Genomic DNA, 24,720 nt, shown 5'->3' on the forward strand with positions numbered 1-24,720 from the left:
GGACAGCTTGGCTGCCCTCGCGCTCCCTCTCGACGTGCTGATCGCCGAAGACCGCCTCACCTGTCGCCGGTACGGTCCATCATGATCTGGATTGCCATGATCGTCCTCCTCGGAATGCTGATGGCCAAGGACCTGATCCAGTATCCAGCCGAAGCTATTTCCAGAGAAGAAGATTTTCATCGCGAACGCCTGTCGCCGACGTAGGTCAGTCGGCAGGTCAGACTGTTCGGCGAAGCGCACCTCGATCCTGCGGAGCGCTTTAGGGCCACGCCCGGCTTTGCCATGGCCACGGCGACCGCGTCGGGTCGCCCGTCTCCCTGCGCAGCTCCATCATTCGCCCTCCGCTAACGCCGACGGGCTACCAATACTCCCAATAAGAACGCCAGCAAGAGCGATTGCAGCGGCGCCTCCACGGCCATCTTGCGCAAACGGTCGGACAACCGCAGTGCTGTCTGTTGGGAATCCGGCTCGCGTCGGCCTGGCGTCCCTACCACATCCCTCTCGCCGCATCGCTTCGAAACCGAGCTCAATACCGCCCTGATCGTTCACGAGGACAGAGGCTTCCGTCATTGCAGAGGCTCCCTCATGTCCATGCGCGTCCTCCCTGTGGTCGTAGCGAAGCAATTGCCCCCTGGGCATCTTGGTTTCTAGTGACCGCACGTGTCCTCGCGCTCTTCGAAGTAGTCAACCCTTACGTCGACAACTCGCCGCCGATGCCCTATCCAGCGCCTATGATCCGAAACACGGAAGCCGGAAGCGAGATGACGCTGATGCACGAGGGAATGCCACCACCGCCGCGCACAGGTGGCCCGCCAGTCACCAACATTCGCAATACGTCACAGCCGCAGGAGCGGTTGGCTCAAGCCTCAGAACCGCTGCTCCAGCTAGGTGGCCTGCAAACAAAAAGTCGCGCCGAGAGGAATAGGCGCGACCCTTCTCGAATTCGCCAAGGCCGTCGGTTACTTCTCTTTGATAACGGTCGTGCTGCTGCTACCAACAGTGCCTTCCTCGCAGACTTTGGTCTGCTTGATGCGGTCTTCAGCTTCCACGCGGGTCTTGAAGGCCATCGGACCGATCTGCGTCACGACTTCCTTGTCCGCCGGACGTGTGGTGGTAATCGTGCATTGATGGCTCGGACCTTGTACGACGTAGTACTCATCTGCTAATGCTGGGGCGGCGCATCCGATGATTAATGCGCCAGCAAGAAGAAGTGGTGCTTTCATTGTCGCCTCTCCATTTTGTACTGCCGAATGGAGGACGAGTGCGATCAAGAGAAACGCCGTGCGCTACTGCGCACACGATCGCTCATCCTTCATCCCCTCGGCGGTTCTGTAACTCGCCCGACAGTTCGGAGTTCCCCGATTTGTGATGGATCCAAGCCAGCACCAAACCTGCTGAGAGGTTGGTGCGCTATCCGCTAATTCAGTTTGCCCTTTTGGGCACCGGGCGATGGATGTGTGGCCTTCGCCGAACTGCGCGCCTCCATCGGGTCAGCCAGCATCCGGAAAAGCACTTTTTCCGCAGTCTCAACGATCCACACTCTTTCAATGCCGGGAAGGGCCACGCTGTCCGCGGCCGGACTTCCGGCGAGATGAATCATGTTTCGCACGGGCCGTTGCTCAGGAGTGGCGCCCCGTCTCGACCACTACCAGGTCGCCCTCTGACCGTCAGCATCAGCCCGTCGGCGTCGATCCATAACCCTGTCGCTGCAAGCCGCTCGAGCAAACGCAAACTCAAGTGCCAATGGGAGTCGAAACGGTAGTTGATTTTGAATCGAAACTGCAGTCGTACGTCATTCAGACGCCGAATGCCGATCCCATGGCATCGGAGTGGATGCACTCTCTTGCTTCAATTGCGATGACCGCGTGGCGACGACTGTGACGGTAGGTGGTGTCCATTCCGAATGTGTCCTTGTTATTTGTCATCCCGGTTATCATCGCTGGCGTTCGGCTTCGGCTTGGATCTCACTCTGCTCGGCGATACTTGACGCTCTGGCTTACAATTTTTTTCTTACTGAGCCTCGCCTCCAACGGGCCGCCGCTGCAGGAATAGCCACGGAGCCCGCCGTCGTCTTATCCGCGAGCGGCGTGTCATCGAAGCGTGCATAAAGGGTGGCCGGCCCGGGGTACACATCGACGCAACCGGCATCCCGCAGCGAGCTTTCCGTAAAGCCGCCGCAGAGGACGCCGATGGTCGGGATACCTGCCTTGCCAGCCGCGATGGAGTCGTACGGCGTGTCGCCGATTGCGACCGCTGCGCCGCCCTCGATGCCGAGCTTCTCCAGCACGATTTCGAAGATGTCCGGTGCCGGCTTGGACTCGTCGACGTCTTCGGACGAGGTCGCGACGTCCACCAGATCGACGATTCCAGCAATGGTAAGGTACTTCTCCAGCTCGTCCTTCTTAGCGGAGGAAGCGATGGCGATGCGAAGTCCTGCGCCTCGCGCGCGCCGCAAAAGGTCCGGAACAGCCGAGAAAGGACGGACGAGCGGTAGATACGCCGACTTGAAGCGCTTGCCGCGCCACTCATCGAGTGTCTTGCCATGGTCCCGTTGCGCGGCCTCAGAGAGAAACACAGGAATGAGCTTGTCTCCGCCTTTCCCGATCTGGCTTCGCGCCTGCTCGAACGTGACGTCGTGGCCGAATTCGACCATCGCCTCCTGCCAGGCGAGCGCGTGCAGGTCGACCGAGTCCAGTAAGGTCCCGTCGAGATCGAAGATGGCGGCTTGGGGCATCGCGAGGTTTCCCGGTCCCAAGGAAGGGGGCGCCTAGCGCCGACGCGCGACCCAGATCCCAAGCAGAAACGCCACAAACAGGGATTGCAGCGGCGCCTTCAAAGTCATCTCGCGCAACTGTTCGGCCCAGCGCATCGCGGGATCCTGCGAATGCGACGGGCGACGGCTCGCGTCCGCTTGGCGGCTCGGCCTCGATAAGGAGGCCTGCTCTATGCCGCCGTCATTATTCGTCAGCCCGGAAGCTTCCGTCATTGCCGACATTTCTTTCATATCCATGCGGCCCTCCTATGATGGTGTCAGAGCAACCGATCTCCCGACGGCTCGTTCCTACGCAGTCTTCCGCTGCGTCCCGGCGCTGACCTGCAGAAGCGACTGAAGCCTCTCATCCGAAGGACGCAACCCTACACCAAACGCATCCCAGAGGTATCTGGGTCGAGCCGAAGCTTCTGGCGGAGATCGAGTACCGGGCGAAGTCGGCAGAGGGCAAGGTCCGGAACCCCTTCTTCAAAGGAACTGCGGGAGGACCTGTGATGGATGCCTTCCGCTTTTGGCGATGGGCGGACAAGGCGCTCGAAAGTGGGCTAACCACCCCCGCTGAGCTCCATCGGGTGGTGATGCGCTCAGCCTGAAGCATAGGCAAAACCCCGCCACGGTGACGGCACGTCTTCAGGGACCGTCGGACGAGAGCGGAACGCCATCCCACACCGGCCAATAGAAGAACATCCCGCTCACGCTGCGAACCGATCCGGTGAACCGCCGTGGAGCTGGTCCAGCAGCCGCTGCTAACGCGATCCGGCTCCGATAGAGTTGGCGCTCGCTTTCGGTTTTGGCACGCGCCAGCAGGAGGCGATAGTGTCCGATGCCCCTTTCGCTGCCGCGGATGAGGAGCTCATGGACGTCGCTCATCGCCCAACCCCCATCCTTGTGGATCCTGACCTTCCGGAAGCGTGAAAGCGACGGGGAATTCGGCGGCCAGAGCATCGAGCGCGGTCTGCTCCTCGGCGAGCCGCCGTTCGATGAACTGACGTTCCAGCTCCGATAGCCTAGTCCGAAGCAGACGTCGATAGCGGTGGATGTTGTTGCGGTGCGCACGAATGCGCGCCAGATCTTCGTCGAGCATCGTCGTCACTCCTGACGGTCGTCACGGTCCTTCTGTGTTTAGAAAACCGGGAAAGAGAATTTCCCGGCGCAAAAATATTCGGGGCGATACCGGAGTCAAGTGTCCGGCGGTCGCCGAACATCCAAACCCTCGGCCAGATCACCAAGCGGCGTTTGCGGTGCCGCAATGGCCGCGGCTCTGCACCGCGACCGAGCGCCACATCATTTTTTTCGATCCGCCCCTTGAAACCACTTCTCGTTTTTCTAATTGATTTTTCGCCGCGACAGCGGTGTGCCGGGCGCCTTCACGGGTCCGGCACGGGCGCCCGGCCGGGTACCAGACCCGCTCTGACTCCAGCCTTGCGCTCCTTGTATCCATCTTGCTCTTTGGAGGACTTGGTTATGAGGACCACCTTTGACTTCGCGCCCTGTGGCGCTCCACTATCGGCTTCGACCACCTGGCCGACCTCGTCGACAGCACGCTCCGCCAGGCGAGCGAAGACCACTATCCCCCGTACAACATCGAACGCACCAGCGAGGATCACTACCGGATCTCGGTCGCCGTCGCCGGCTTCGGAGCCGACGACATCGCCGTGACGGCCGAGCAGAATGCGCTCACTATCGAGGGCAGGAAGCCCGAGGAAGCGGCCGGCGAATACCTGTACCGGGGCATCGCCGCGCGTCCTTTCCGGCGCGTGTTCAACCTCGCCGACTACGTTCAGGTGAAGGAGGCCTCCTTCCGCGACGGACTGCTGATCATCGATCTCGTCCGCGAGGTGCCGGAAGCCATGAAGCCGCGCCGGGTCCAGATCGGAAGCGGCGCCTCTCCCGCCTCGCAGATCGAGCAGAAGAAGGCAGCCTGACGCCTGATCGAGGTTCGACAGCGGAACGCGGCGCGCGCAAGCGCGGCCGCGCTCCCTGGCCCATGCAACGAAGGAGAAAAACCATGGCAGTTCGTGATCTCATTCCCTGGTCCAGAAACCAGGAGCTCGCGCCGGCGCGCGGCAGCCACGATCCGTTCATGACGCTGCATCGCGAAATGAACCGACTGTTCGACGATGTCTTCCGCGGCTTCGGCAGGGCGGCCCTGTCGCCGCCCATGGAAGGGCAATTCGGCTGGCCCAAGATCGAGCTCAGCGAGACCGACAAGACGCTGACGATCTCGGCCGAGCTTCCCGGCATGACGGAGAAGGACGTCCAGATCGAAATCGCGAACGGGGTGCTGACCATCCGCGGCGAGAAGAAGAGCGAGCGCAAGGACGAAGGCAGATACTTCACCGAGCGCTACTACGGCTCGTTCCAGCGGCAGATCGCGCTCGAGGACGTCGCGGAGGACAAGGCCCAGGCCTCGTTCAAGAACGGCGTCCTGACGATCTCGCTGCCGAAGTCCGAGAACCCGCGGGCCGGCGTCAAGCGGATCGCGATCAACGCGCAGTAACGACGACGGGGGCGGCCGCGCCGCCGTCCGCCCGTCAGACGAGCGACACCTTCCCTAAGAAAGGAGCGTAAAGGGAGACCAACCGATGAGCGACACCAACACGAACAACGGCAATCTCAATCCATTCTTCCATCCGGCCGCACACTATGCGTCTCCGGAGGATGTCCTGAACGATAGCGAGCTCTCCGCGCCGGAGAAGCGGATCATCCTGTCGTCTTGGGCGTCCGACATGTTCGCCGTCGAATCCTGTCCCGCGCTTCGCGAGATTCCCGGCATGGGCCACACAATCCGGCTCGCCGACATCCTCGCGGCTCTGCGGCGGCTCGACGGCGAGGACGATCCGCCGCCCCCCGGGGGCGTGCCGATGCGGCTGCGGCGGCCCTGGGCCGCCGCGCAGCGGAGCTCCGCATGATGCTCACGCAGGCTGTCGTGACGATGGTTCTGCTGGGGCATGCTTCGGCGACGTGGGCCGTTCCGCTCATTGCTTTCATGAGCGAGTTGGGAGCTGGCGCTGGCGAAGCAATACGAAGCCAAAGGCGGCAAGCCTTCTCCAGCGTCCCGGTCCGACGAGCACCGTTGCCGCCGCTGCGCATCGTCTCGCAGGCCACGGCCCTACCCGGATCGGGCGAGGCTTGAGGGACCTCTCCCCCCTCGCCCTTGGCGGCTAGAGCGCCTCTCACTTGGCCCGATCGGCGGTCTTGACGCCGTTCATCATAGTCGACATGAGCAAACCCGTCGTGAACCAAACAATCGCTCTTGCCGTTGTCCGCATCCGGGCGCCTTCGACCGAGTGCGCCGAGAGACAATCATGAAGGCCGATTCACGCCAGCATTTCGATTCAGGCGGCGCTTGGGACCGGACCTACCTCGAGTCCTTGATCCGCCAGGATTTCGAGCGATGTCATCCAGGCGAGACCCTGGAGGATCTCAAGCGGCGCGCGTCTTTTTCGAAGGAGGACAGAGGCCTGCTGCGAGATTGGATGGCGGTAGCGGCCGCTCGCGCGGCGAAGGGATCGCCACCCTAACTGACGACCTCGTGCGCAGCTTCCCCTGATCCGCCGTCCACTGCCGAAGGCCCGATCGAAAAGGTTCGAGAGCCTTAGCACGATCCCAGTTCAGATAGGCGTGTCGAGTAGCTGCGACACACCGCGGCAGCCAATTGCGCCGGCACGAACGGCTTCTCGATCAGCACGCTGTCTGCAACACCCTGCGATTCCCACTCTCGCGCGTTGGCGCCCGTCATGTAGACCACGGGAAAGTCAGGCGTGATTTCCCTGATCTGCCGGGCCAGCTCCCATCCGCTGATGCCGTCACCCGGATTGACGTCGGTCAGCAGCGCGCGACACCGCTCCCGGCCATCGCGAAAGGTGGACAGGGCCGCCTCTCCCGAATGGACCATGCAGGCCTGGAAGCCGCCGTCCGATAGGGCGTCCTCGATGAAACTGCAGATCGGAGCTTCATCCTCTACGACCAGCACGCGAACGGGATCGCCCACTTCCAAATCTCCTTTCCCTCGCCTTACGGCCGCGCGCCGCGTTCGCGGCAGACCCGGCATCGGACAGCTCGTGCCGCCTCAAGCCACCGGCACGCCGTAGTAGGCGTTCACGGAGCGCGTGGTGGCGGGGTCGCTCCAATTCCAACTGCTCTCGTCGGCATACTGGGTGATGCCGGTGACATAGCCGCCGAGGTTGGTGTCGTACTTCAGCGCCTGCCAGGGCAGCGGATAGTGATCGTCGCCGATGCCGAGCAGGCCGCCGAAGCTCAGCACCGCGTACGACACCTTGCCGCTGATCTTGTCGATCATGACGCGCTCGACGTAGCCGACCTTTTCGCCGTCGACCCCGTAGACATTCGTGCCCTCGACCTTGTCGCTTCCGATCAGGCTGAAGGTCTCGCGATCTTCCATGGTCATGTTGACCTCCCGGATGTTGTCTTCTGGAGTCAACGGGAGGACGATGGCCCCGTTCCTGGCTGAAAGCGTCGGTGGCCTTGTTCTGGATGAGCGGAGTTCGAGGATGGAGCTGGCCGAGCTGGAGCGCGAATTTTTGAGGAAGCTGCTCGGCGAATCCTGGGTCAGCCCGCCGATGTTCGACCATGAGATCGTGGCACGGCTGGTGGAGCTGGGTCTCGTGGAAACCGAGCCGCTTCCATCTGGCGATATCGAATACCGGATCACTGACGCGGGCCGAGCGGCGGCTACCGCGTAAACGTAGATCGGCAGATGCAGCAGGTCCTGAAGGGCATCGGCCGGTGATCAAAAGGGTGGAACGGAGGCAAGGCTGGGGCGGCATCGTCGGAGCTTGCACGGCACTAGGCCGCACACGCCTCAGGACCAGCCACGGGGAGTGCGGATCTTAGCGCCCTGTGATGGCGATCGCCGGACAAGGACGCCGACGGAATTCAGGCCTCCAGCCCCAGGCTCGCGCCACATCCTGAAGTTCGTTTTTGCTTCGCCCCCGCTGCGCCCTTCCGACGACCTTCTTCGGGTCGCATGATGACCTGTTCAAGCGCATCCAGCCGACCTATCGCGGGCGACCCTTCCAAACTACGCGCGGCCTTCGCGGATAAGGCGGCAACGGCCGAAATCTTGGTCTGCCGCGCAGCGTGGCTACGGAGAATGGAGTGGTAAATTTTCACGTAGTCCGATGCCATGCGACGGGAGGAGAACCGCTCCTCGAAGCGCATCCGGATCGCTTTCCGGTCCAACGCCAACAGCTCTGGAATGGCCTGCACCGCCTCATCGAGGCTTGAGACGATGCGCCCGGTCAGCCCGTCCTCGACGATCTCCGGGACCGATCCGCAGCGGAAGGCAAGCACCGGCGTTCCGCAGGCCATGGCCTCGATCATGACCAGCCCGAACGGCTCGGGCCAATCGATGGGGAAAAGCAATCCGGCCGCCCGGCCGAGAAACTCGGTCTTGGCGCTCTCGTTGATCTCGCCAACGAACTCGACGTCCGTCCCGTTCAAGAGTGGCGCGATGACCTGCTGGAAGTAGGCCTCGTCGACCTTATCAACCTTCGCCGCAATCTTAAGCGGCACGCCCGCAGCCCGCGCAATGGCAATGGCGCGGTCGGGCCGTTTCTCGGGCGAGATGCGACCAAGAAACGCAAGGTAGCCGCCCGCCGACGTCCAGGTCGACTTGTGAAGATCGACCGGGATGCCGTGATATACGGTTCCGACGAATTTCGCGCTGGGCAATGGCGCCCGTTGCGCGTTGGAGATGGAGATCAGCGGCATCTCCGAAAACCAGCGATAGAACGGCATGTGATCGGCAAGGTCCTGCCGGCCATGCAGCGTCGTCACTGTCCGTCCGGACTCCGATCGGAACAGAGGAAAGTGCAAGTAGTCGACGTGAAAGTGCAGGATGTCGAAATCGTCAGCGCGCTCCCGCACCTTGTCGAGCATCAGCGCGTGATGCGGGATCGGGTCGCGGGCGTCCGGATCGAGGCGCAACGCCCGGGGCACGCACGGAACGAGTTCGGCGGAGGTGATGGAATCGCCGCTGGCGAAAAGCGTGACCTGATGACCTTGCCTGATCAGCTCCTCGGTCAAATATGAAACGACCCGCTCCGTTCCGCCATACAGCCGTGGCGGGACGCTCTCGAAGAGCGGCGCAATCTGCGCGATCCTCATTCATTCCTCCCGTACAGCCAGTCACACCCGTTAAAGGCCGACGCCAGTTCAGTGGCCCCGAGCGCGGGGATGACCCGCGAGCCGTCGGTCTGGACGTGGCGCGCCTGCACGGGCTTCTTTCTGTCGATGCTCCAGGTCTTCGCATCCTGTTGCAACCGGCTCGTCCAGCGCTGCTCCAGACGGTCGATTACGTAACGGGGTAGACGGATATCTTCCATGGGATCCTCCTCACGCCGCCAGCACCCGCGACGTGGAAAACCGTCGCTTTGGCTTTCCGCCGGGCGGATTTCGCGGATTGCGTGGGCCGCCATCCAGATCGCATAATGCATCCAGGATGGCATCGATGCTGGCAGGCGCCTTCAGTCCATGGGGCGCACGAAGCCCCGGACATGACGCAATCGCCGAAGCGTCGGAAGCCCAGGAGGCGAGGATCGCCCGCTTCTCGGCCAGCGAAAGCGACGGATGCCTAACCACGTCCTTGGGATGCTCGAAGACGGTGCCGGGGTGCAGGAGCGCTTGGAAGTCGAAGACGTTGTCGGTGGCGGTCGTCGGCCGCATGTTTTCCTCCCTTCGAAGACGAGTGGATGGACGGCCCGTAGACCGGGCCGCCGCAATACGTACTGGTTCAAGCCGCCCTGGATTCGAGCTTGTGCAGGTTGTCCGGCGTCGCTCCATTGATGGCGATCCGTCGCGGCTTCATGGCCTCGGGAATCTCCCGGACGAGTTCGATCTTGAGCAGACCGTTGTCGAAGGACGCGTTCTTGACCTGAACGTAGTCGGCCAGGTTGAACTGGCGCTTGAACGCGCGGGTCGAGATGCCGCGGTACATAAATTCGCGTTCAGTCTTGTCCGTCTTGTTGCCCTCGATCGTCACGACGTTCTGCTCGGCCGTCACCGAGATTTCGTCGGGAGAGAAGCCGGCCACCGCGAGCGAAATCTGGTAGCGATCGTCGCCGAGCCGTTCGATGTTGTAGGGCGGGTAATTGTCCTCGGTCGCGCGCTGGGCGGATTCAGCGAGGTCGAAAAGGCGGTCGAAACCGATGGTCGAACGCCAGAGCGGTGAGAAGTCGTAACTGCGCATAGCCAGATCCTCCACGGAGCAAAATGGTTACGAGCGGCACCGGACACGACCGGTGCCCGTCTCTGGATTCGCCGAGCCCGTCAGGCGCCCGGAGAGCCGCCCTGCGGCGGCGACTCGAAAATTAGAGAAACCGAGTTTGGTTTCAAGGGAGGGCCGGAAAATTTTCAGCCATCCGGGGCCGTCTAGATAACGGGCTTCCGCAGTGCCACCAGGGCGGGGCTACATGAGGCCCGCTCCGAGTCTTTGCCCGTCGTCGGCCGACGCGGCGATGTTCGACTTTCCAGGAGCCTTCGTGTGGCATGACCGGTCCGTCGGCCGGTCGCTTCTCTGTCCTACACTCCTCTTGAAACAAAATCGCCCCATCCTAGTTTTTGTGCAGCCACGCGGGAGCGTGGCGCCGGATGCCTCTCGGGTCCGGCAGACGCCATCGGGCAGAATCCGATGTTGCTCCTATCCATATTGCTCAGAGGAGGATGTGGTTATGAGAACCTACGATCTATCACCCTTCTGGCGTTCGACCATCGGGTTCGACCGCCTCTTAAATCTGGTGAACGATACGGTAGACAACGGCGACACTTACCCGCCGTATGATATCGAGCGCACCAGCGAGGACCAGTACCGGATTTCGCTGGCGCTGGTCGGTTTCACCCCGGACGACGTGGCGATCACCGCAGAGCGCTCGACGCTCACGGTCGAAGGCCGCAAGACCGACGAGGATGAACGCGACTACCTGTATCGTGGAATCTCCGTCCGGCCCTTCCGGCGCGTATTCAACCTGGCCGACTACGTCCAGGTCAAGGACGCGACGTTCGAAGACGGCCTGCTCAGGATTGCCCTGACTCGGGAAATGCCGGAGGCGCTGAAGCCGCGTCAAATCGCGATCGACGTTGCCGGCAACGACCACCAGAGGAGCGATCGGACGCAGGCGGCCTGACACTGGCTGCTGCCCATCGAACCGCTGCGCGGCTAGGTCCGCGCTGCGGACTGCTGGCCCATTGACGACCAAACCCAAGAAAGGAGGACCACAATGGCACTACGCGAACTCATTCCGTGGAACAACGGCTCCCGCAATCTGCCTGCGCGACGCACCGAGGTAGACAACCCGTTTCTCTCGCTGCATCGCGAGATGAATCGGCTGTTCGACGACGTGTTTCGCGGCGTCGATATCGGCCAGTTCGCCCCGCCGGCGACAATGGGGTGGCCGAGCGTCGAGTTCAACGAGACCGACAAGGAAGTGAAAGTTATCGCCGAGCTTCCCGGCATCGAACAGAAAGACGTCGAGGTCGAACTTGCCGACGGCGTGCTGACGATCAGCGGCGAGAAGAAGAGCGAAACGAAAGACAAGGAGCGTCGCTTCAGCGAGCGCTACTACGGACGTTTCGAGCGGCGCATTCCCGTCGACGACGTCGACCAGGATAAAGTCGCCGCGTCCTTCAAGGACGGGATCCTCACCGTCACGCTGCCGAAGTCGCCTACGGAACAGCGGAAGGTGAAAAGGATCGCAATCAACGGAAAGTAAGACGAAGCGGACGGGAGCCCAGCTCCCGCCCGCCCGGCTCGAAGGAGGCGTTCATGAACGTCACGCCTTTATCGGCACATTCGGACTTTACGGCGCGCCGGCCCGTCCCGGAGCCGGTGGTGACGAAGTCGGTATTTCCGGCGGATGCGCAGGCCGTGATCTACAAGCCTACCCCCTCGCCGATGACTTCGGGACGTGCGCGCGCCCAGCGCTGGACGCTGCGTTTCGAGCGCCGCTCGGCCCCGTACATCGAACCCCTGATGGGTTGGACCGGCGACGACGATCCCCTCTCGCAGGTCGAACTTTCGTTCCCGTCCGCCGAAGCCGCCATCGCATATGCGCGCCGCCAAGGTCTGCAATACTCAGTGGAGGGCTTGCCGGCGCAGGGGGCGAAGCCGCGCCTGATTTCGGACAATCCCGACGTTGAGGGCCCAGCCGCCAGCCAGCAGCGCCGCCGGCGGCTGGAATGGATTGAGCGGACCCTTGGGCGGGAGGTGATCCGCCACGGGTTCGGGCCTGGGGCTGAACCTGCCGAGAGCTACGCGGATCCGCACCAGGTGCTGCTGGACAGCAATCTGTCGCCAACGCGAAAGCGCGACATCCTGCGGCGCTGGGCTCTTCATGCCTCTCAGATTGAGACGGAGCACTCGAAAGGCAACTTGCTGGCGACGCCTTCCCATCTCCAGGAGGTGATCGACGCGCTACTCGATCTCGAGGAGCCGCAGATTACGGAAGCATCCTTCGAGCATGTCGACAGAAAGGCAAGCTGACTTCGAGCGCAGGTGGTCGGCCCGCTCACGGCGGGGCGCCTAACTTGGCAAAGGCCTATCGCACTCAAGCGGACGTGTTGAAGGCTAAGCGAAAGCAGGAAAAGAAGCGACGACGACCCAGGCATCTGAAATTGGCCTTTGATCTTCAAGCCGCAGGATCGGCAACAATGGCGCGCTTTCTGATTACTCTCGGCATTGTAAGTCTAATGGCCGGCCTGCTGTGGCCTTATCTCAGCCGGATCGGTCTGGGTCGGTTGCCCGGCGACGTCGTGATCGAACGGGAGAGTATGACGTTCTATTTCCCTTTGATGACATGTTTGCTTTTGAGCGCAGTGCTCAGCCTGGTCTATTGGGTCCTGAACCGCTGAAGAGCGCAGCCCAAGCGGAGCTTGGTCTGGCCATGCGTGCACCTCGCCGGTGCTTCTGGCACCGCGCCTCAGTTTGCCTTCATCTGAAATTGGCGATCGAATGGTGCTTCGCCGGCGCCATCTCCAAAGGACTCGATGCAGCGACTTGCGGGCTTGGCGGCTCAATCTCCGCCGGTTTTGACCCGTCGGACGAACCCAGAATGTACAGGAGGCCGGCGACCAACATGAGACCTGCGCACAGCACCGCCAGACCAGCAGTCACCACGTCGCGATAGTCGTCCATGTTCGTCGTTCTTGGCGGGTTCTACATTCGCTGACGCCTCAATCCGCAGTCAGCTCCGGAGCGAGGGCGATGAATGGAAGATCTCTTTCCAATTAACTGGTCGAGCCAAATCCGCCGTTCAAGACCGCGGTTGGCAGTCAGACGGCCGGAGTGACAAAAATTTTTAAAAGACCTCTTGAACGGCCGTTTTTCGGATCCTAGGTCGTTTTCGCCCGGGGGCCGGTTGCCCGGACCCGGTTTTTGGACATCGCTGAACTGACATGGAGGATGTGTATGCATTTCCGCCCGCTGCACGACCGCGTGCTTGTGCGCCGCATTGATGCCGAGGAAAAGACCGCCGGCGGCATCATCATTCCCGACACCGCAAAGGAGAAGCCGCAGGAAGGCGAGATCATCGCCGCGGGCTCCGGTGGCAGAAACGAGCAAGGCCAGTTGATCCCGATCGATGTCAAGCCGGGAGACCGCGTTTTGTTCGGCAAATGGTCGGGTACTGAAGTGAAGATCGACGGCCAGGACTACTTGATCATGAAGGAGAGCGATCTTCTGGGCGTGGTCGACAAGACCGGCTCGGTCAAGAAGGCCGCCTGAGCACAACTTGCGAAGCCGACAGTCATTGAGGAGAGAGGAGCAACGAACATGGCTGCCAAGGAAGTGAAATTCTCCACAGACGCCCGTGACCGGGTGTTGCGGGGAGTGGATACGCTGGCGAATGCGGTCAAGGTCACGCTCGGCCCCAAGGGGCGGAATGTCGTGATCGAGAAATCCTTCGGTGCGCCGCGCATCACCAAGGATGGCGTGACCGTCGCCAAGGAGATCGAACTGGAGGACAAGTTCGAGAACATGGGCGCGCAGATGGTGCGGGAGGTCGCCTCCAAGACGAGTGACCTCGCAGGCGACGGGACGACCACCGCGACCGTACTGGCCCAGGCCATCGTCAAGGAAGGCGCGAAATCCGTCGCCGCCGGCATGAACCCGATGGACCTCAAGCGCGGCATCGATCTGGCCGTAGAAGCCATCGTCAATGATTTGAAGGCGCACGCCAAAAAAGTCACCACCAACGAGGAGATCGCCCAGATCGCGACCATCTCGGCCAATGGCGATATTGAGATCGGCCGCTTTCTCGCCGACGCCATGCAGAAGGTCGGTAACGACGGGGTCATCACCGTCGAGGAGGCCAAGAGCCTCGATACCGAGCTCGAGGTGGTCGAAGGCATGCAGTTCGATCGCGGCTATGCGTCACCCTACTTCGTCACCAATGCCGAGAAGATGCGGGTCGAGTTCGAAGACCCCTACATCCTCATCCATGAGAAGAAGCTGTCGACCCTGCAGTCCATGCTGCCGCTGCTCGAAGCCGTCGTGCAGTCCGGCAAGCCGCTGCTCGTCGTTGCCGAGGATGTCGAAGGTGAAGCGCTCGCGACCCTCGTCGTCAACCGGCTGCGCGGCGGGTTGAAGGTCGCGGCCGTGAAGGCGCCCGGCTTCGGCGATCGCCGCAAGGCCATGCTGGAGGACATCGCGATCCTGACGGGTGGCCAGGCGATCTCGGAGGATCTCGGCATCAAGCTCGAGAACGTCACGCTCAAGATGCTCGGCCGCGCCAAGAAGGTCGTCATCGACAAGGAGAACACGACCATCGTCAACGGTGCGGGGTCCAAGAAGGACATCGAGGCCCGCGTCACCCAGATCAAGATGCAGATCGAGGAGACTACCTCCGACTACGATCGCGAGAAGTTGCAGGAGCGGCTTGCGAAGCTCGCCGGCGGCGTCGCGGTGATCCGCGTTGGTGGCGCGACCGAAGTCGAGGTCAAGGAACGCAAGGATCGCGTCGATGACGCGATGCACGCGACCAGGGCGGCAGTCGAGGAAGGCATCCTGCCCGGCGGCGGCGTCGCGCTGCTGCGCGGCCTGAAGGCGCTCGATGCCATCAAGACCGTGAATGCCGACCAGAAGGCCGGCGTCGACATCGTGCGCCGCGCGATCCAGGTGCCGGCGCGGCAGATTGTGCAGAACGCCGGCGAAGACGGCTCGCTGGTGGTCGGTAAGCTGCTGGAGAACTCCAGCTACAATTGGGGCTTCAATGCCGCCAGCGGCGAATACCAGGACCTGGCGAAGGCAGGCGTGATCGATCCCGCCAAGGTCGTTCGCACCGCGTTGCAGGATGCGGCTTCCGTCGCCGCGCTGCTGATCACGACGGAAGCGCTGATCGCCGAGAAGCCGAAGAAGTCCGAGCCGGCGCCCGCAGCGCCGCCGATGGACTTCTAGTCAAGATCGAGCCCGGCCGCCACCGGCCGGGCTCAACCACTAACCAAAAGAGAAAGGAACGCAAAGCACAAGGAGACCCAGATGAGCACACGCATGCAATCTCGATCGCGCAAGAGCGGGGCGACTGTAATGCATTGGCTCATGTTCGCCCTCAGCCTTCTCACGATCGCCTGGATCAGTTTTCGACCGATTGGAGGATGAGATGATCAGAGATCAAGCCATTGTCTCCGCTCATGCGGAGAACCGCAAACAAGCCTTCGGACAGCGCGTGGTCCGCGGGATTCTCACGGCCTCGATGACAGCGGTCCTGGTCCTGCCGTCGCTGGCGGCTTGGGGGGTGGATGGCCCGCGCAGCAAGCCGGAGTCGGGGCAGGTTTTCGGGACGATCGCGCTGCCGCCGATCCCGTATCTGGATTCGATGCCCTGGTTGACGTGGGGCGCCGGCGTGAACACGTTGAAGGTCGACATGCTCCTTTCACCGATCCTGGACCCATCGGGAATCAAGCTTATGCCGGAAGACCGCAATAGGGAGAGACCAGCGATCGGCTAGTTTCATTCACTCACCGGGATGCGATCTCGACCGATTGCGCTGATCGCATCCCCCGGCCGGCTCCCCCCTCGCTATTCGATCATGTCGGACGTACTGACCAGCGTCCGGTTTCCGCCTGAGACGCTCGTATTTGAGCGGGCCGCCAGGGTCCGATCCTTCGTGGTTGAGGGCCAACGCAGAGCAATCGAGCATTGCGGCGACTTCTCAAAGCACAGGATCTCGCTGCAGAACATCGCCAAAGGCTCACCCGGTTGGTCGAACTGGCCGAAGCGGAATTGCAGCGTTTACACGCCTGACGATCGAACTCAGTACGATATTGCCGCATCGCTTACCGACGCAGGGGCGTCTGGTAAGGCCCCTGAAGACCCCTCGATGGCTTTGCCTAATTTTGAAGACGTGCTCCGTGGCTCGGTAACATTGGGTTAGTTTTCGGACAAAAATTCTCCGCTCTCTACTTGAAACCGAAAGGCGATTTGCTAGTTTTCTGCTCGCCGCGACAAGCGGTCCGGGCGCCCTAGGGGCCCGGCGGAGACGGGCGCCGGAGGTGTCCGACGCCTGCTCGTACCCATCTTGCTCCTTGGAGGATTTGGCTATGAGGACTTACAACATCAGCCCCCTGTGGCGATCAACTATCGGCTTCGACCGCGTGTTCGATCTGGTCGACGCGGCCCGGCACACCGCCGGCGAAGCCAACTACCCACCCTGCAATGTAGAACGCCTGTCTGACGACCGGTATCGGATTTCGCTGGCTTTGGCCGGTTTCTCCCCCGATGAAATCACCGTGACGGCCGAACAGAGCGTGCTCACCATCGAAGGTCGCAAGGGCGAAAAAGGACGGCGGGACTTCGTCTATCGAGGCATCTCGTCGCGACCTTTCAAGCGGCAGTTCGGTCTGGCTGCCCACGTCCGGGTCGAGGGAGCACGGTTCGACAACGGCCTGCTGCAGATCGAGTTGGTTCGCGAGATTCCGGACGCCATGAAGCCTCGCCGGATCCCGATTGACAATCTGGCCGCATCCGACGTCCAGCAGATCAAGCGCGAAGCGGCCTGACGGCTTGGTTGTTCGACGGGCTCACCACAAGGCCGAGCCGCTTACCGGCCGCCGCACCTGTGCCGGCGTGTCCGTGCGCGTGCCCCTCGATCAAGCGAGATCGAGCCGGTCGATTGAGGCCCGATGAAACGAGTCCAATTCCTTAGCTCTAATGGGGTTTGCAAGATGTTTAACAATGCCGCTCTACCTGCCCCGTCTGTCGACGCTGGGCTGTCGAAATATCTAGTCGAGATCCGTAAGTTTCCCTTGCTCACGCCCGAGCAGGAGCTCGCCTACGCAAGGCGCTGGCGCGAGCACCGGGATCGCGACGCAGCGTACCACCTGGTGACCAGTCATCTCAGGCTCGTCGCCAAGATAGCGATGCGCTATCGCGGTTACGGCCTCCCGATCGCGGAAATTGTCTCGGAAGGAAACATTGGCTTGATGCAGGCTGTGAGGCGGTTTGATCCGGATCGGGGCGTTCGCCTTGCCACCTATGCGATGTGGTGGATCAGGGCCTCCATCCAGGAGTACATCCTGCGGTCCTGGTCGCTGGTCAAGATCGCCGCGAGCGCCAGCCAGAAAAAGCTTTTCTTCAAACTGCGGAGGGCCAAAAGCGCGATCTCTGCGCTACAGGACGGCGATTTGCGTCCGGAGCAGGTCAGGCTAATTGCTGAGCGTCTCAAGGTGGCTGAACGAGACGTTGTCACCATGGACCGCCGCCTGCGTGGAGACGCTTCCTTGAATGTACCGATCCACGACGAGGATGAGGGCGGACAAACGTTGGATTGGCTTGTCGATCCCGCGCCGACTTGTGAAATCACGTTGGCCGAGGAGCAGGAGGCCAAGCAGCGTCGTCTGGCCCTCGCTAACGCCCTCGCCAACCTCAACGCTCGCGAACGCAACATCTTCACCGCGCGCTGGCTGAACGAGGAGTCGACGACCCTTGAAGAACTTGCCGCGGAATATGGAGTATCCCGCGAACGGGTTCGCCAGATCGAGGAGCGAGCGTTTCAAAAGGTAAAGGCTGCGATGCTGACAAGTCGACATGAGGCCAATGGCCCGCCGTCTTCCCGCGCGAAAGAAATGAAGCAGGGGGTGGCGCGGGCCTAAGCCCGCAAAAAGATCACTGGACCGATCGCCATGTTTACTCCGTTGGTCATTCTTCTCGTGATGGCAAACACAGCCGCAGCGACTGGAGCAGTCGTTGTCGCCTTGCAGGCCGCGATGTTCGAGACAGGTTGTGCGGCTCGCCGGCGTTGACGGTGGAGGGAGCCGGCATCGCCAACACCGACTTGTCTTGACAACAGGTGGGATTGCGGGCGCAGCATGAGAGGCGGATCCCGTATCCTCTCCAATTCGCGGACGTCGAAAGCCAGACACGCGGTAGTTATGACTTGGTGAGCCGGAAAGTGATCGCTCTTCGCGAGAATCCGGGCGACCGCGAGCAAAACCATATCGGCGGATTCCCCGGTCGCTGAAAATCGTTGATCGCCCACTTGAAATCGAATCGGCTTTTTCTAATTTTTAGCGTGCCGCGACAAGCGGTCCGGGCGCCCTTCGGGGGCCCGGCGGAGACGGGCGCCGGAGCCTGCTCGTACCCATCTTGCTCAGTGGAGGATTTGGCTATGAGGACCACCTACGATTTCGCTCCCCTTTGGCGGTCGACCATCGGCTTTGACCGTCTGTTCGATCTTGTGGACGCCGCGCAACAGGCCGGCACGGAGGATAACTATCCCCCATGCAACGTCGAGCGACTGAGCGAAGACCGCTACCAGATTTCGCTGGCGGTGGCTGGCTTCTCGGCCGATGAAATCGCGATCACCGCAGAACAAAGCGTGTTGACGGTCGAAGGCCGGAAGTCGGAAAAACAGCAGCGCGAGTTCCTGTACCAGGGAATTTCGTCTCGGCCCTTTAAGCGGCAGTTCAATCTGGCGGACTATGTCCAGGTCAAGGGAGCCTCGTTCGACAACGGCTTGCTGCAGATCGAACTGGTGCGCGAGATCCCCGAGGCCATGAAGCCGCGCCGGATTTCGATCAGCGGTTCGTCCGCTTCGAACGTCCGGCAGATCGACGGCAAGGCGGCCTGACCGCCACGCAACGCGCACATCAGCGAAGAACAGACTTCCGCGGCGATTCGCGGCGGAAGTCGCCTGAATTGAGGAGAACACACCATGGGTATCAAGGACCTCATTCCGTGGAATAACGGCGGACGAGAGGTCGGCATTCACCGCGGAGCCGATGTGAATCCGTTTCTTACATTGCATCGCGAGATGAACCGGATGTTCGACGAGGTATTCCGCGGCTTTGATCTTGCGCCGTTCGGATCGAGCCGGGGACTGAGCGGGCTCGGCTGGCCCCAGATCGACATCGATGAAACGGACAAGGAGGTGCGCATCACCGCTGAGCTGCCCGGCCTGGAGGAGAAGGACGTCAGTCTCGAAATCGCGAATGGAGTTCTTTCGATCTCCGGCGAGAAAAAATCCGAATCGGAAGACAAGGCACGTCGTTTCAGCGAACGATACTACGGCCGATTCGAACGGCGTATCCCGCTGGAGGGCATCGACGAGGACAAAGTCTCGGCCGCGTTCAAGAACGGCGTCCTGACCATAACCGTGCCGAAATCCGCCGAAGCCAAAAATGTCCGCCGCATCGCGATCAATCGCAATGGCTGACACTTTCCAACGTCCGGGCGTGCGATCGTCGGGACGTTGGAATTCCCCCTCTACAAAACTCGTTTACTCACCATGTCGAAGAACTCATCAGTAATAAAGGATCGACGGTTCGCCGCAGTCTTGCTCCTTTGCGCCTCTATCGCGTGGTCGCCCGTGCTCGCACAGGTTCCGGACATCAGGGGCGTCCAAATCCCGACCCTTGCGCCTGTGGTAAGGGAAACCACCCCTTCGGTCGTCAACATTTCGGTGCACGCCCGGGTCAAGGAGGACAATCCGCTCTACCGCGATCCCGTCTTTCGAGAGTTTTTTGATCTTCCCAAGCAGCTTGAAAAGGAAGTCCAGGCAACCGGCTCGGGCGTAATCGTCGACGCCGAACGCGGCTATGTACTCACCGCCAATCACGTCGTTGCGCAGATCTCTAAGGCCCAAGTCACGACCAAAGACGGACGAAAGTTCGACGCAAAATTGGTTGGGCGTGACCCTGCAACCGACGTTGCCGTTCTTCAACTGCAAGGACTAAGAGGTAACCTCAAGGCCATCCCGTTGGGTGACAGCGATCGGATCGAGGTCGGTGATTTCGTGATCGCGATCGGGAACCCCTTCGGCTTGGGTCAGACCGTAACTTCGGGAATTGTCAGCGCCCTCGGCCGAACCGGCCTTGGCAAGCAAGGGTATGAGGACTTCATCCAGACCGACGCATCCATTAATCCCGGAAATTCGGGCGGCGCCCTGATTAACCTGAGGGGACAACTTGTCGGGATCAATACGGCGATCATTTCTCCGGGCGGGGGTAACGTCGGAATCGGATTCGCTGTGCCGATCAACATGGCCCGCCGCGTCATGGAGCAGCTTGTTCAATACGGCGAAGTTCGTCGCGGCCAGATCGGCATATCCATCCGCGATCTTGGAGTCGATCTTGCGGCCAAGGAGAGCTATCAAGGGGCGCTGATCGCGGAGATTGCCAGTGGTTCGCCGGCGGAGCAAGCGGGGCTGCAAAAGGGCGACATCGTGAAGGCTGTCGATGGCACGCCGATCCGGAGCGCGTCCCAGCTTCGCAATTTGATTGGCCTTACCCCAGTCGGTAGCCGCGTCGAGCTTCGGTTCGAACGCAATGGCGCTGCTCGCAGCGCGAGCGTCGAGGTGGGTCCAGCAAAAGCTGTGCCCGTGAGACGCACGGCCGATCAATGATAACGAATGGCGCGGCGACGGGTTTTCAAAGCAGTACGGCATGAGTACTCGGGGGAGATGTAGGTGGTCAAGGATCGCAAGAGTGAAGAAGAACTGCGCCAGATGATGCTGGCGGCCGCTCGCAAGCACGAAGAGTGCGGCGAGTTGGAGGATCTTTTCATATTTGGTCCTACGCCGCGCCCCGATGCAAATTGGGGCTTTGGGATCGCCGGAAAGGACAACAAGGTATCCGTGGCCTGTTATGCGCGCCTCGACCAGATTGCCAGTGACCTGCAGGCTAAATACGAACTGCATCCGGTTAGGGCGAGCCGACGCGACATCGAAGCAAGGGTTTGGTCCCTGGTGCGTGACCATCCAACGCTCGGGGCGTCACTGTCGCGCACCGGAGGCGCTTACGAAGTCGCCACGTTCAGGGAACTGGAGGGTCGACCGAATTGGACAATGGAATGGCTCACTGATGATCGGCTGGCTAAAGCTGCCTTCGAACGGGTCGTCAGGTCCGTTCAAACGCAAATTGAGCTGGAATAAGCTGTTGCTCCTACGGTTTGAGGCGCTGGAGACCATTTGCCGGAAGCTCCCCGCGGCGTCGATCAAGAAACCCGCAAATACGTTGTCCAAGCGCTCCTGCGGGCCGCGAACGGCCATGCCAATCTGGGCGAGGCGGAGGCCGTCGCCCGGGAGGGCGTTGCGGGAAGCTGACGGCAAATCGGTGACGGACGACGCCTTCTTACGCTGGCCTGAGATGGGCTCCGTTACGAAGCCTTGGCCCTTGCCCGCGCTGCGACCAGATCGCGTCGACGCCGCTTCTGGTCCCGCTTGCGTCGGCCCGTCGCGACGGGGGATGCCGCCGGTGTCGCCGCAGGCGTCGAGGCATCGGTCGCCCGGATGGGAGGCTGCTCGGTAGCCGGCACGGCAACCGGCCGCGCCTCCATGATCTCGAGAACGGCGCGGCCTTTCTCGGTGATACGCCAGCCGCCGTCGAGCCTCTCGACGAGACCTTGCGAGAAGATGTCCAGCTCGGGCACGCGCGCAGCCAGCCGCTTGGTGCGTTCGGCCCAGTCACGTCCGCTGGTCGCCAGAATCGCCATGTCGCGCTTGAGGTCGGCCATGACGGCGAAGCCGTCCGGATAGCTCACCAGGATTTTCAGGACCGTGACCTGAAAATTCATCCCCGCCCCCTGCGCTCAGCGCCATATGGTTGGCGCCCAGGGCTTTGCGCCCGGCTCGCCTCAATCGTTCGTGGAGATTTCGCCCTTCGTTGCGGCTTCCAAAATCTTCGAAGCGAGGTGCGCGCGCATCCCGATCTCGCACCCCGAGATGCTCTTGCAGACTTCATCGAGGACCGCACGCAAGAGTGCTGTGGTAGGCGCGTCGAACATTAGGCGACCTCCTACTTCGGAGGCGGCGGCTTGGGCATCGCCGACAGCAAACGAATCTTGAGCTTGCCGCCCTCGGTCACGTAGGTCGCCGTCCAGATACCTCCCGTCTCGATGGGCGCGCCGTTCTGATTTTTGCCTGCGAGGCGGTACGCCCCTATGGCAAGCGCCATGTCCGACCCCAGCGGCCATGCCTGGTCGACCGTGATCTCCTCGTGGTCGAACCCAGCCTTGAACGCGCCTTGGTAGAATTCCGCGATGTCGGAACGCGGACCGGCCGGATTGACGTGGATCCCGCCCGCCGCGAACAGGGCGGCAATTCCCGCACCGTCCTGCTTGTTGAAGCTTGCAGCATATTCCGAAGCGATCGCTTCGACCTTCTGCTTCGGATCACCGTCAGCGGCCATTGCTGACAGCGAAACGATCGCAACGAAGAGGCATGAGAAGCAGGCCCGCAGCATCGCAATTCCTCCCTGAAAATGGACATCAAAAAAGCTCGACCCAGAACAAGGATCAATTTGACATCAAATACGGATGGTCGGCAATCGTCGAGACCGCTGCGGTGCAGCATCAACGCCCACCCATGGCGCCTCGATCTGGATTGGCGCTGGCACCAGGCCGCCCTCGACTTCGGCTGCATGCTCAGCATCAATCCGGACGCGCACTCGATCCCGGAGCTCGACCACATGCACTGGGGCGTCGAGATGGCCCGGAAGGGCGGCATTCCCGCCGACCGTGTCCTGAACGCGATGACGCTTCCGGAGATCACGCGCTACCTCCGCCAGAAGCGGCGCTCGCTCGCCCGGGCGGCCTAATGTCGCCAGCGCACGATGGCTCGCTGGAGGGAAATGTGGTTGCGGTCGCCACGGATCGCGGTCACGATTTCAGCAAAATTCCGCACATCGTGCTAGTGGCCCATGCGTAGAAGGCGACGTCCACGTCAGCGCGTTCGCAGCACCGGTACCTTGCCCGCCGCCAGCCTCGCCTACCCAATCTCCAACACAAGCGCCACTCACCCGCAAACTGTGGCAAGTCATTTCAGTGAAAGGTTGGTGCCAGCCGTGACCAGCCGGCGCGCCGCATGCCCTCGCGGAAGGCTCGCAAGATGAGCGCGAGGGTCTCGGCCTCGGTCAGCATTTCCACTTCGCCATTCGAATGAATACGAAAGCCAACGCGCGACTCACTTTCAAGCGACGTCCGGGTCTTCTTTGTCATCATGATCGCCTTTATGGGTTTCGTCGATCTGGCTCACAAGGCCCGCAGCCGTCATACGCGCAGCAGTCCAGGCCGGATCGGCAATTTCTTCGAGGGCTGCGCGAACAGCATCATCCACAACCTTGAAACATTCTTCCTGCCGACGCATAGCGAGCAAATAGGCGGTCTCGCCAGGTAAGTTGAGCAGTCGATTGCGCATGCCGACGAGACTTTGCTCCAGACAACGGCAGACGGATTCAAGCTGCACAAGTTGGCCTGCTTCGAAAGCGTCCTGGCGTTCCTCGCGGCGACGTTTCGCGGCCACAAGGCGCGTGCGCTCCTCGGTTAGCCTGCTACCGGCAGCACCGCCGCGACCGGCGGCGACGGACCGCAGATGCGCCAAAACCTCTCGACGGACCTGATCGAGATCATACTTCCCGGAAGGCTGCCGGGTGATCACGCCCTCGGCGAGGTAAGAATCAAACTGTGAGCGCGAGCAGCAAATATGAGCTGCCGCCTGAGCTATCGTCGCCATTTTCCTACTGACCCCTAATTTTGTACCATACAGTACAAATATCGTGCGCGCAAGTGCGACCCGCATGTGCCCGGGTCCGACAGGGACCCGCGCCGTTCGATAGGTCCCGATCTGGAGTTCCAGACCGGGAAGACGATTGGTGTGTAACTTATTGTGCGCGCCACCACTCGGCCTTGGCCTCGGCCTCCGCTTTCGGCATGTAGAGAATGCCCGGTGAGTTCGCTGACAGTTTGCCCTCCTCGTCCAGGTGATGATAGGCGACGCGGTGGAAGACAATTTTCACTAAGCAACGATCGATCGACTTCGGAATCGCCGTCCGGTAGAAATTCTCGAAGACGGTGAAGAAACCCAGCTCTTTTAAAAGAATGAATTCCGTTTCGAAGCCACGGGCTTTGCAGAAGCTGAAGTCGATGGCGTACACGAAGGCATCGTCTGCTTCACCGTCCATCATTTCTTGATCTTGAAGCGCGCTCACGACTGCCAGCGCGCAATCATGAAGCTGCGGATCCGGGAACGTTACCAGGTGAGGAAAGTTCTGCGCAAACAATTCAGCCTGACGCACCTCGAACCAGAGTTCCTCTGCCTCCACTACCTTCAGCAGCCACTTCGCGAAGTCGGGGAGCCAAGGAAACTCCATCAAGACGTGAAAATTCTTGACGGGCGGCATTTTCAGCCGATCGCCCTTCATTGTGACGACGTTGTACGTGTTCATTTGACCCTCTTCTCATCGGGACTCTGTCGAGCGGCCATGACGCGTCCCATCGTCATACCGAGCGCAGCGGGGAATCCGCCGCACCTGTTCCGAAAACGCTTGCTTGGGGAAAGGGGGAATGTGGGGAATGTTAGAGCCCCGCTGCTATGAAAAATTCTCGAACCAGCGAGAACTCACTCCCAAAATTCGCGCATTTCCCTGCGACGAGGCTGTAAACTTTCCCCTCTTTCCCCTCTTTCCCCTCTTTCCCCTCTTTCCCCTCTTTCCCCTTCGACATC

At 61.4% G+C, this 24,720-nt stretch carries 36 protein-coding genes and 3 pseudogenes; 22 read left to right on the forward strand and 17 right to left on the reverse strand.

Annotation, left to right across the window (positions count from 1 at the left end):
* Positions 1-81 precede the first annotated feature (81 nt).
* Together AAFG50_RS24995 and AAFG50_RS25000 are read left to right on the forward strand one after the other, a co-directional pair.
* A complete protein-coding gene (locus tag AAFG50_RS24995; RefSeq protein WP_257784482.1) occupies positions 82-204 on the forward strand; it encodes a hypothetical protein in 123 nt (40 codons plus the stop codon).
* A 509-nt stretch (positions 205-713) separates the two neighbouring features.
* A pseudogene (locus tag AAFG50_RS25000) lies at positions 714-879 on the forward strand (SOS response-associated peptidase); the annotation flags it as partial.
* Between the two features lie 80 nt (positions 880-959).
* Here the strand turns inward: AAFG50_RS25000 and AAFG50_RS25005 are convergent.
* The 4 genes from AAFG50_RS25005 to AAFG50_RS25020 all read right to left on the reverse strand — a co-directional run bounded on the left by AAFG50_RS25005 (position 960) and on the right by AAFG50_RS25020 (position 3,010).
* A complete protein-coding gene (locus tag AAFG50_RS25005) occupies positions 960-1,223 on the reverse strand; it encodes a hypothetical protein (protein ID WP_028171502.1) in 264 nt (87 codons plus the stop codon).
* 194 nt (positions 1,224-1,417) lie between these two features.
* Entirely contained in the window at positions 1,418-1,600 is a 183-nt protein-coding gene (locus AAFG50_RS25010) for a hypothetical protein (RefSeq protein ID WP_162185844.1), read from the reverse strand.
* Between the two features lie 396 nt (positions 1,601-1,996).
* Complete coding sequence (locus AAFG50_RS25015; RefSeq protein ID WP_080668022.1) at positions 1,997-2,734, reverse strand: HAD family hydrolase; 738 nt, start codon at positions 2,732-2,734, stop codon at positions 1,997-1,999.
* 33 nt (positions 2,735-2,767) lie between these two features.
* Positions 2,768-3,010 (reverse strand): hypothetical protein, encoded by a 243-nt coding sequence (locus AAFG50_RS25020; protein ID WP_028171501.1) that lies wholly within the window; start codon positions 3,008-3,010, stop codon positions 2,768-2,770.
* A 78-nt stretch (positions 3,011-3,088) separates the two neighbouring features.
* On the opposite strand from AAFG50_RS25020, the pseudogene AAFG50_RS25025 reads away from it, so the two are divergent.
* Positions 3,089-3,265, forward strand: a pseudogene (locus tag AAFG50_RS25025) (DNA ligase); the annotation flags it as partial.
* A 358-nt stretch (positions 3,266-3,623) separates the two neighbouring features.
* Here the strand turns inward: AAFG50_RS25025 and AAFG50_RS25030 are convergent.
* The gene (locus AAFG50_RS25030) at positions 3,624-3,854 is read right to left on the reverse strand and encodes a hypothetical protein (protein WP_074077688.1); all 231 of its coding nucleotides are present in this window, start codon (positions 3,852-3,854) and stop codon (positions 3,624-3,626) included.
* A gap of 565 nt (positions 3,855-4,419) precedes the next feature.
* Here AAFG50_RS25030 and AAFG50_RS25035 point away from each other — a divergent pair.
* The 4 genes from AAFG50_RS25035 (at position 4,420) to AAFG50_RS25050 (ending at position 6,294) form a co-directional block, all read left to right on the forward strand.
* On the forward strand, positions 4,420-4,695 hold the full coding sequence (locus tag AAFG50_RS25035) for an Hsp20 family protein (protein WP_231166736.1): 276 nt from the start codon (positions 4,420-4,422) through the stop codon (positions 4,693-4,695).
* Between the two features lie 83 nt (positions 4,696-4,778).
* Positions 4,779-5,270 (forward strand): Hsp20/alpha crystallin family protein, encoded by a 492-nt coding sequence (locus tag AAFG50_RS25040; protein WP_028171500.1) that lies wholly within the window; start codon positions 4,779-4,781, stop codon positions 5,268-5,270.
* Positions 5,271-5,355: 85 nt separating this feature from the next.
* Positions 5,356-5,682 carry a hypothetical protein gene (locus AAFG50_RS25045; protein ID WP_028171499.1) on the forward strand — a complete coding sequence of 109 codons (327 nt, stop codon included), beginning with the start codon at positions 5,356-5,358 and terminating at the stop codon, positions 5,680-5,682.
* Between the two features lie 396 nt (positions 5,683-6,078).
* On the forward strand, positions 6,079-6,294 hold the full coding sequence (locus AAFG50_RS25050) for a hypothetical protein (RefSeq protein WP_028171498.1): 216 nt from the start codon (positions 6,079-6,081) through the stop codon (positions 6,292-6,294).
* A 74-nt stretch (positions 6,295-6,368) separates the two neighbouring features.
* On the opposite strand, the gene AAFG50_RS25055 is transcribed toward AAFG50_RS25050, so the two are convergent.
* Both AAFG50_RS25055 and AAFG50_RS25060 read right to left on the reverse strand, forming a co-directional pair.
* Positions 6,369-6,764, reverse strand: a complete 396-nt coding sequence (locus tag AAFG50_RS25055; RefSeq protein ID WP_039184693.1) for a response regulator — start codon at positions 6,762-6,764, stop codon at positions 6,369-6,371.
* Positions 6,765-6,842: 78 nt separating this feature from the next.
* Positions 6,843-7,181 carry a PRC-barrel domain-containing protein gene (locus tag AAFG50_RS25060; protein ID WP_028171497.1) on the reverse strand — a complete coding sequence of 113 codons (339 nt, stop codon included), beginning with the start codon at positions 7,179-7,181 and terminating at the stop codon, positions 6,843-6,845.
* 43 nt (positions 7,182-7,224) lie between these two features.
* On the opposite strand from AAFG50_RS25060, the gene AAFG50_RS25065 reads away from it, so the two are divergent.
* Positions 7,225-7,476 carry a hypothetical protein gene (locus AAFG50_RS25065; RefSeq protein WP_231166504.1) on the forward strand — a complete coding sequence of 84 codons (252 nt, stop codon included), beginning with the start codon at positions 7,225-7,227 and terminating at the stop codon, positions 7,474-7,476.
* A gap of 193 nt (positions 7,477-7,669) precedes the next feature.
* Here AAFG50_RS25065 and AAFG50_RS25070 read toward each other — a convergent pair whose 3' ends face one another.
* The 4 genes from AAFG50_RS25070 to AAFG50_RS25085 all read right to left on the reverse strand — a co-directional run bounded on the left by AAFG50_RS25070 (position 7,670) and on the right by AAFG50_RS25085 (position 9,983).
* Positions 7,670-8,902 (reverse strand): glycosyltransferase family 4 protein, encoded by a 1,233-nt coding sequence (locus AAFG50_RS25070; RefSeq protein ID WP_011087973.1) that lies wholly within the window; start codon positions 8,900-8,902, stop codon positions 7,670-7,672.
* A complete protein-coding gene (locus tag AAFG50_RS25075) occupies positions 8,899-9,120 on the reverse strand; it encodes a hypothetical protein (protein ID WP_028160473.1) in 222 nt (73 codons plus the stop codon). Before AAFG50_RS25075 ends, AAFG50_RS25070 begins: the two co-directional genes overlap by 4 nt.
* Positions 9,121-9,130: 10 nt before the next feature.
* Positions 9,131-9,460, reverse strand: coding sequence for a hypothetical protein (locus AAFG50_RS25080; protein ID WP_028171495.1), 330 nt, complete (start codon positions 9,458-9,460; stop codon positions 9,131-9,133).
* Positions 9,461-9,527: 67 nt separating this feature from the next.
* Positions 9,528-9,983, reverse strand: coding sequence for an Hsp20 family protein (locus tag AAFG50_RS25085; protein ID WP_028160472.1), 456 nt, complete (start codon positions 9,981-9,983; stop codon positions 9,528-9,530).
* Positions 9,984-10,464: 481 nt separating this feature from the next.
* On the opposite strand from AAFG50_RS25085, the gene AAFG50_RS25090 reads away from it, so the two are divergent.
* The 4 genes from AAFG50_RS25090 (at position 10,465) to AAFG50_RS25105 (ending at position 12,640) form a co-directional block, all read left to right on the forward strand.
* Positions 10,465-10,917 (forward strand): Hsp20 family protein, encoded by a 453-nt coding sequence (locus tag AAFG50_RS25090; protein ID WP_028160471.1) that lies wholly within the window; start codon positions 10,465-10,467, stop codon positions 10,915-10,917.
* A 93-nt stretch (positions 10,918-11,010) separates the two neighbouring features.
* The gene (locus tag AAFG50_RS25095; RefSeq protein WP_011087977.1) at positions 11,011-11,502 is read left to right on the forward strand and encodes an Hsp20/alpha crystallin family protein; all 492 of its coding nucleotides are present in this window, start codon (positions 11,011-11,013) and stop codon (positions 11,500-11,502) included.
* Between the two features lie 53 nt (positions 11,503-11,555).
* Positions 11,556-12,272: an ETC complex I subunit gene (locus AAFG50_RS25100; protein WP_011087978.1), complete on the forward strand. Its 717-nt coding sequence runs from the start codon at positions 11,556-11,558 to the stop codon at positions 12,270-12,272.
* A gap of 44 nt (positions 12,273-12,316) precedes the next feature.
* Positions 12,317-12,640 carry a DUF2905 domain-containing protein gene (locus AAFG50_RS25105; protein WP_231166505.1) on the forward strand — a complete coding sequence of 108 codons (324 nt, stop codon included), beginning with the start codon at positions 12,317-12,319 and terminating at the stop codon, positions 12,638-12,640.
* Between the two features lie 79 nt (positions 12,641-12,719).
* Here the strand turns inward: AAFG50_RS25105 and AAFG50_RS25110 are convergent, their stop codons facing one another.
* The gene (locus AAFG50_RS25110) at positions 12,720-12,923 is read right to left on the reverse strand and encodes a hypothetical protein (RefSeq protein ID WP_011087980.1); all 204 of its coding nucleotides are present in this window, start codon (positions 12,921-12,923) and stop codon (positions 12,720-12,722) included.
* A gap of 273 nt (positions 12,924-13,196) precedes the next feature.
* Here AAFG50_RS25110 and groES point away from each other — a divergent pair, with 273 nt between their 5' ends.
* The 9 genes from groES to AAFG50_RS25155 all read left to right on the forward strand — a co-directional run bounded on the left by groES (position 13,197) and on the right by AAFG50_RS25155 (position 21,153).
* Positions 13,197-13,511, forward strand: a complete 315-nt coding sequence (gene groES / locus AAFG50_RS25115; RefSeq protein WP_028171493.1) for a co-chaperone GroES — start codon at positions 13,197-13,199, stop codon at positions 13,509-13,511.
* A 48-nt stretch (positions 13,512-13,559) separates the two neighbouring features.
* Positions 13,560-15,182 carry a chaperonin GroEL gene (gene groL, locus AAFG50_RS25120; protein ID WP_011087983.1) on the forward strand — a complete coding sequence of 541 codons (1,623 nt, stop codon included), beginning with the start codon at positions 13,560-13,562 and terminating at the stop codon, positions 15,180-15,182.
* Positions 15,183-15,384: 202 nt separating this feature from the next.
* Positions 15,385-15,732, forward strand: a complete 348-nt coding sequence (locus tag AAFG50_RS25125) for a hypothetical protein (RefSeq protein WP_011087984.1) — start codon at positions 15,385-15,387, stop codon at positions 15,730-15,732.
* A 592-nt stretch (positions 15,733-16,324) separates the two neighbouring features.
* The gene (locus AAFG50_RS25130) at positions 16,325-16,783 is read left to right on the forward strand and encodes an Hsp20 family protein (protein WP_028171492.1); all 459 of its coding nucleotides are present in this window, start codon (positions 16,325-16,327) and stop codon (positions 16,781-16,783) included.
* Between the two features lie 165 nt (positions 16,784-16,948).
* The gene (rpoH, locus tag AAFG50_RS25135; protein ID WP_028171491.1) at positions 16,949-17,875 is read left to right on the forward strand and encodes an RNA polymerase sigma factor RpoH; all 927 of its coding nucleotides are present in this window, start codon (positions 16,949-16,951) and stop codon (positions 17,873-17,875) included.
* A 515-nt stretch (positions 17,876-18,390) separates the two neighbouring features.
* On the forward strand, positions 18,391-18,852 hold the full coding sequence (locus AAFG50_RS25140) for an Hsp20 family protein (RefSeq protein ID WP_011087989.1): 462 nt from the start codon (positions 18,391-18,393) through the stop codon (positions 18,850-18,852).
* Positions 18,853-18,936: 84 nt separating this feature from the next.
* Positions 18,937-19,437: an Hsp20/alpha crystallin family protein gene (locus tag AAFG50_RS25145; protein ID WP_011087990.1), complete on the forward strand. Its 501-nt coding sequence runs from the start codon at positions 18,937-18,939 to the stop codon at positions 19,435-19,437.
* 72 nt (positions 19,438-19,509) lie between these two features.
* Positions 19,510-20,625 carry a trypsin-like peptidase domain-containing protein gene (locus AAFG50_RS25150; RefSeq protein ID WP_049832391.1) on the forward strand — a complete coding sequence of 372 codons (1,116 nt, stop codon included), beginning with the start codon at positions 19,510-19,512 and terminating at the stop codon, positions 20,623-20,625.
* Between the two features lie 63 nt (positions 20,626-20,688).
* Entirely contained in the window at positions 20,689-21,153 is a 465-nt protein-coding gene (locus AAFG50_RS25155; RefSeq protein WP_011087992.1) for a hypothetical protein, read from the forward strand.
* A 224-nt stretch (positions 21,154-21,377) separates the two neighbouring features.
* Here AAFG50_RS25155 and AAFG50_RS25160 read toward each other — a convergent pair whose 3' ends face one another.
* Positions 21,378-21,794: a hypothetical protein gene (locus tag AAFG50_RS25160; protein WP_011087993.1), complete on the reverse strand. Its 417-nt coding sequence runs from the start codon at positions 21,792-21,794 to the stop codon at positions 21,378-21,380.
* A 221-nt stretch (positions 21,795-22,015) separates the two neighbouring features.
* The gene (locus AAFG50_RS25165; RefSeq protein WP_011087994.1) at positions 22,016-22,462 is read right to left on the reverse strand and encodes a nuclear transport factor 2 family protein; all 447 of its coding nucleotides are present in this window, start codon (positions 22,460-22,462) and stop codon (positions 22,016-22,018) included.
* Between the two features lie 108 nt (positions 22,463-22,570).
* Between AAFG50_RS25165 and AAFG50_RS25170 the strand changes: the two are divergent.
* Positions 22,571-22,816, forward strand: a pseudogene (locus tag AAFG50_RS25170) (DNA polymerase/3'-5' exonuclease PolX); the annotation flags it as partial.
* A 223-nt stretch (positions 22,817-23,039) separates the two neighbouring features.
* Here AAFG50_RS25170 and AAFG50_RS25175 read toward each other — a convergent pair.
* From AAFG50_RS25175 to AAFG50_RS25185, 3 genes are all read right to left on the reverse strand, one after another.
* Positions 23,040-23,216 (reverse strand): hypothetical protein, encoded by a 177-nt coding sequence (locus AAFG50_RS25175; protein ID WP_156149846.1) that lies wholly within the window; start codon positions 23,214-23,216, stop codon positions 23,040-23,042.
* On the reverse strand, positions 23,188-23,796 hold the full coding sequence (locus AAFG50_RS25180; RefSeq protein ID WP_011087996.1) for a hypothetical protein: 609 nt from the start codon (positions 23,794-23,796) through the stop codon (positions 23,188-23,190). Before AAFG50_RS25180 ends, AAFG50_RS25175 begins: the two co-directional genes overlap by 29 nt.
* 82 nt (positions 23,797-23,878) lie before the next feature.
* Entirely contained in the window at positions 23,879-24,442 is a 564-nt protein-coding gene (locus AAFG50_RS25185; protein WP_011087997.1) for a hypothetical protein, read from the reverse strand.
* Between the last annotated feature and the right edge of the window lie 278 nt (positions 24,443-24,720).

It is taken from the genome of Bradyrhizobium sp. B039 (assembly GCF_038965675.1).
GTDB classification, from domain to species: Bacteria; Pseudomonadota; Alphaproteobacteria; order Rhizobiales; family Xanthobacteraceae; genus Bradyrhizobium; species Bradyrhizobium diazoefficiens.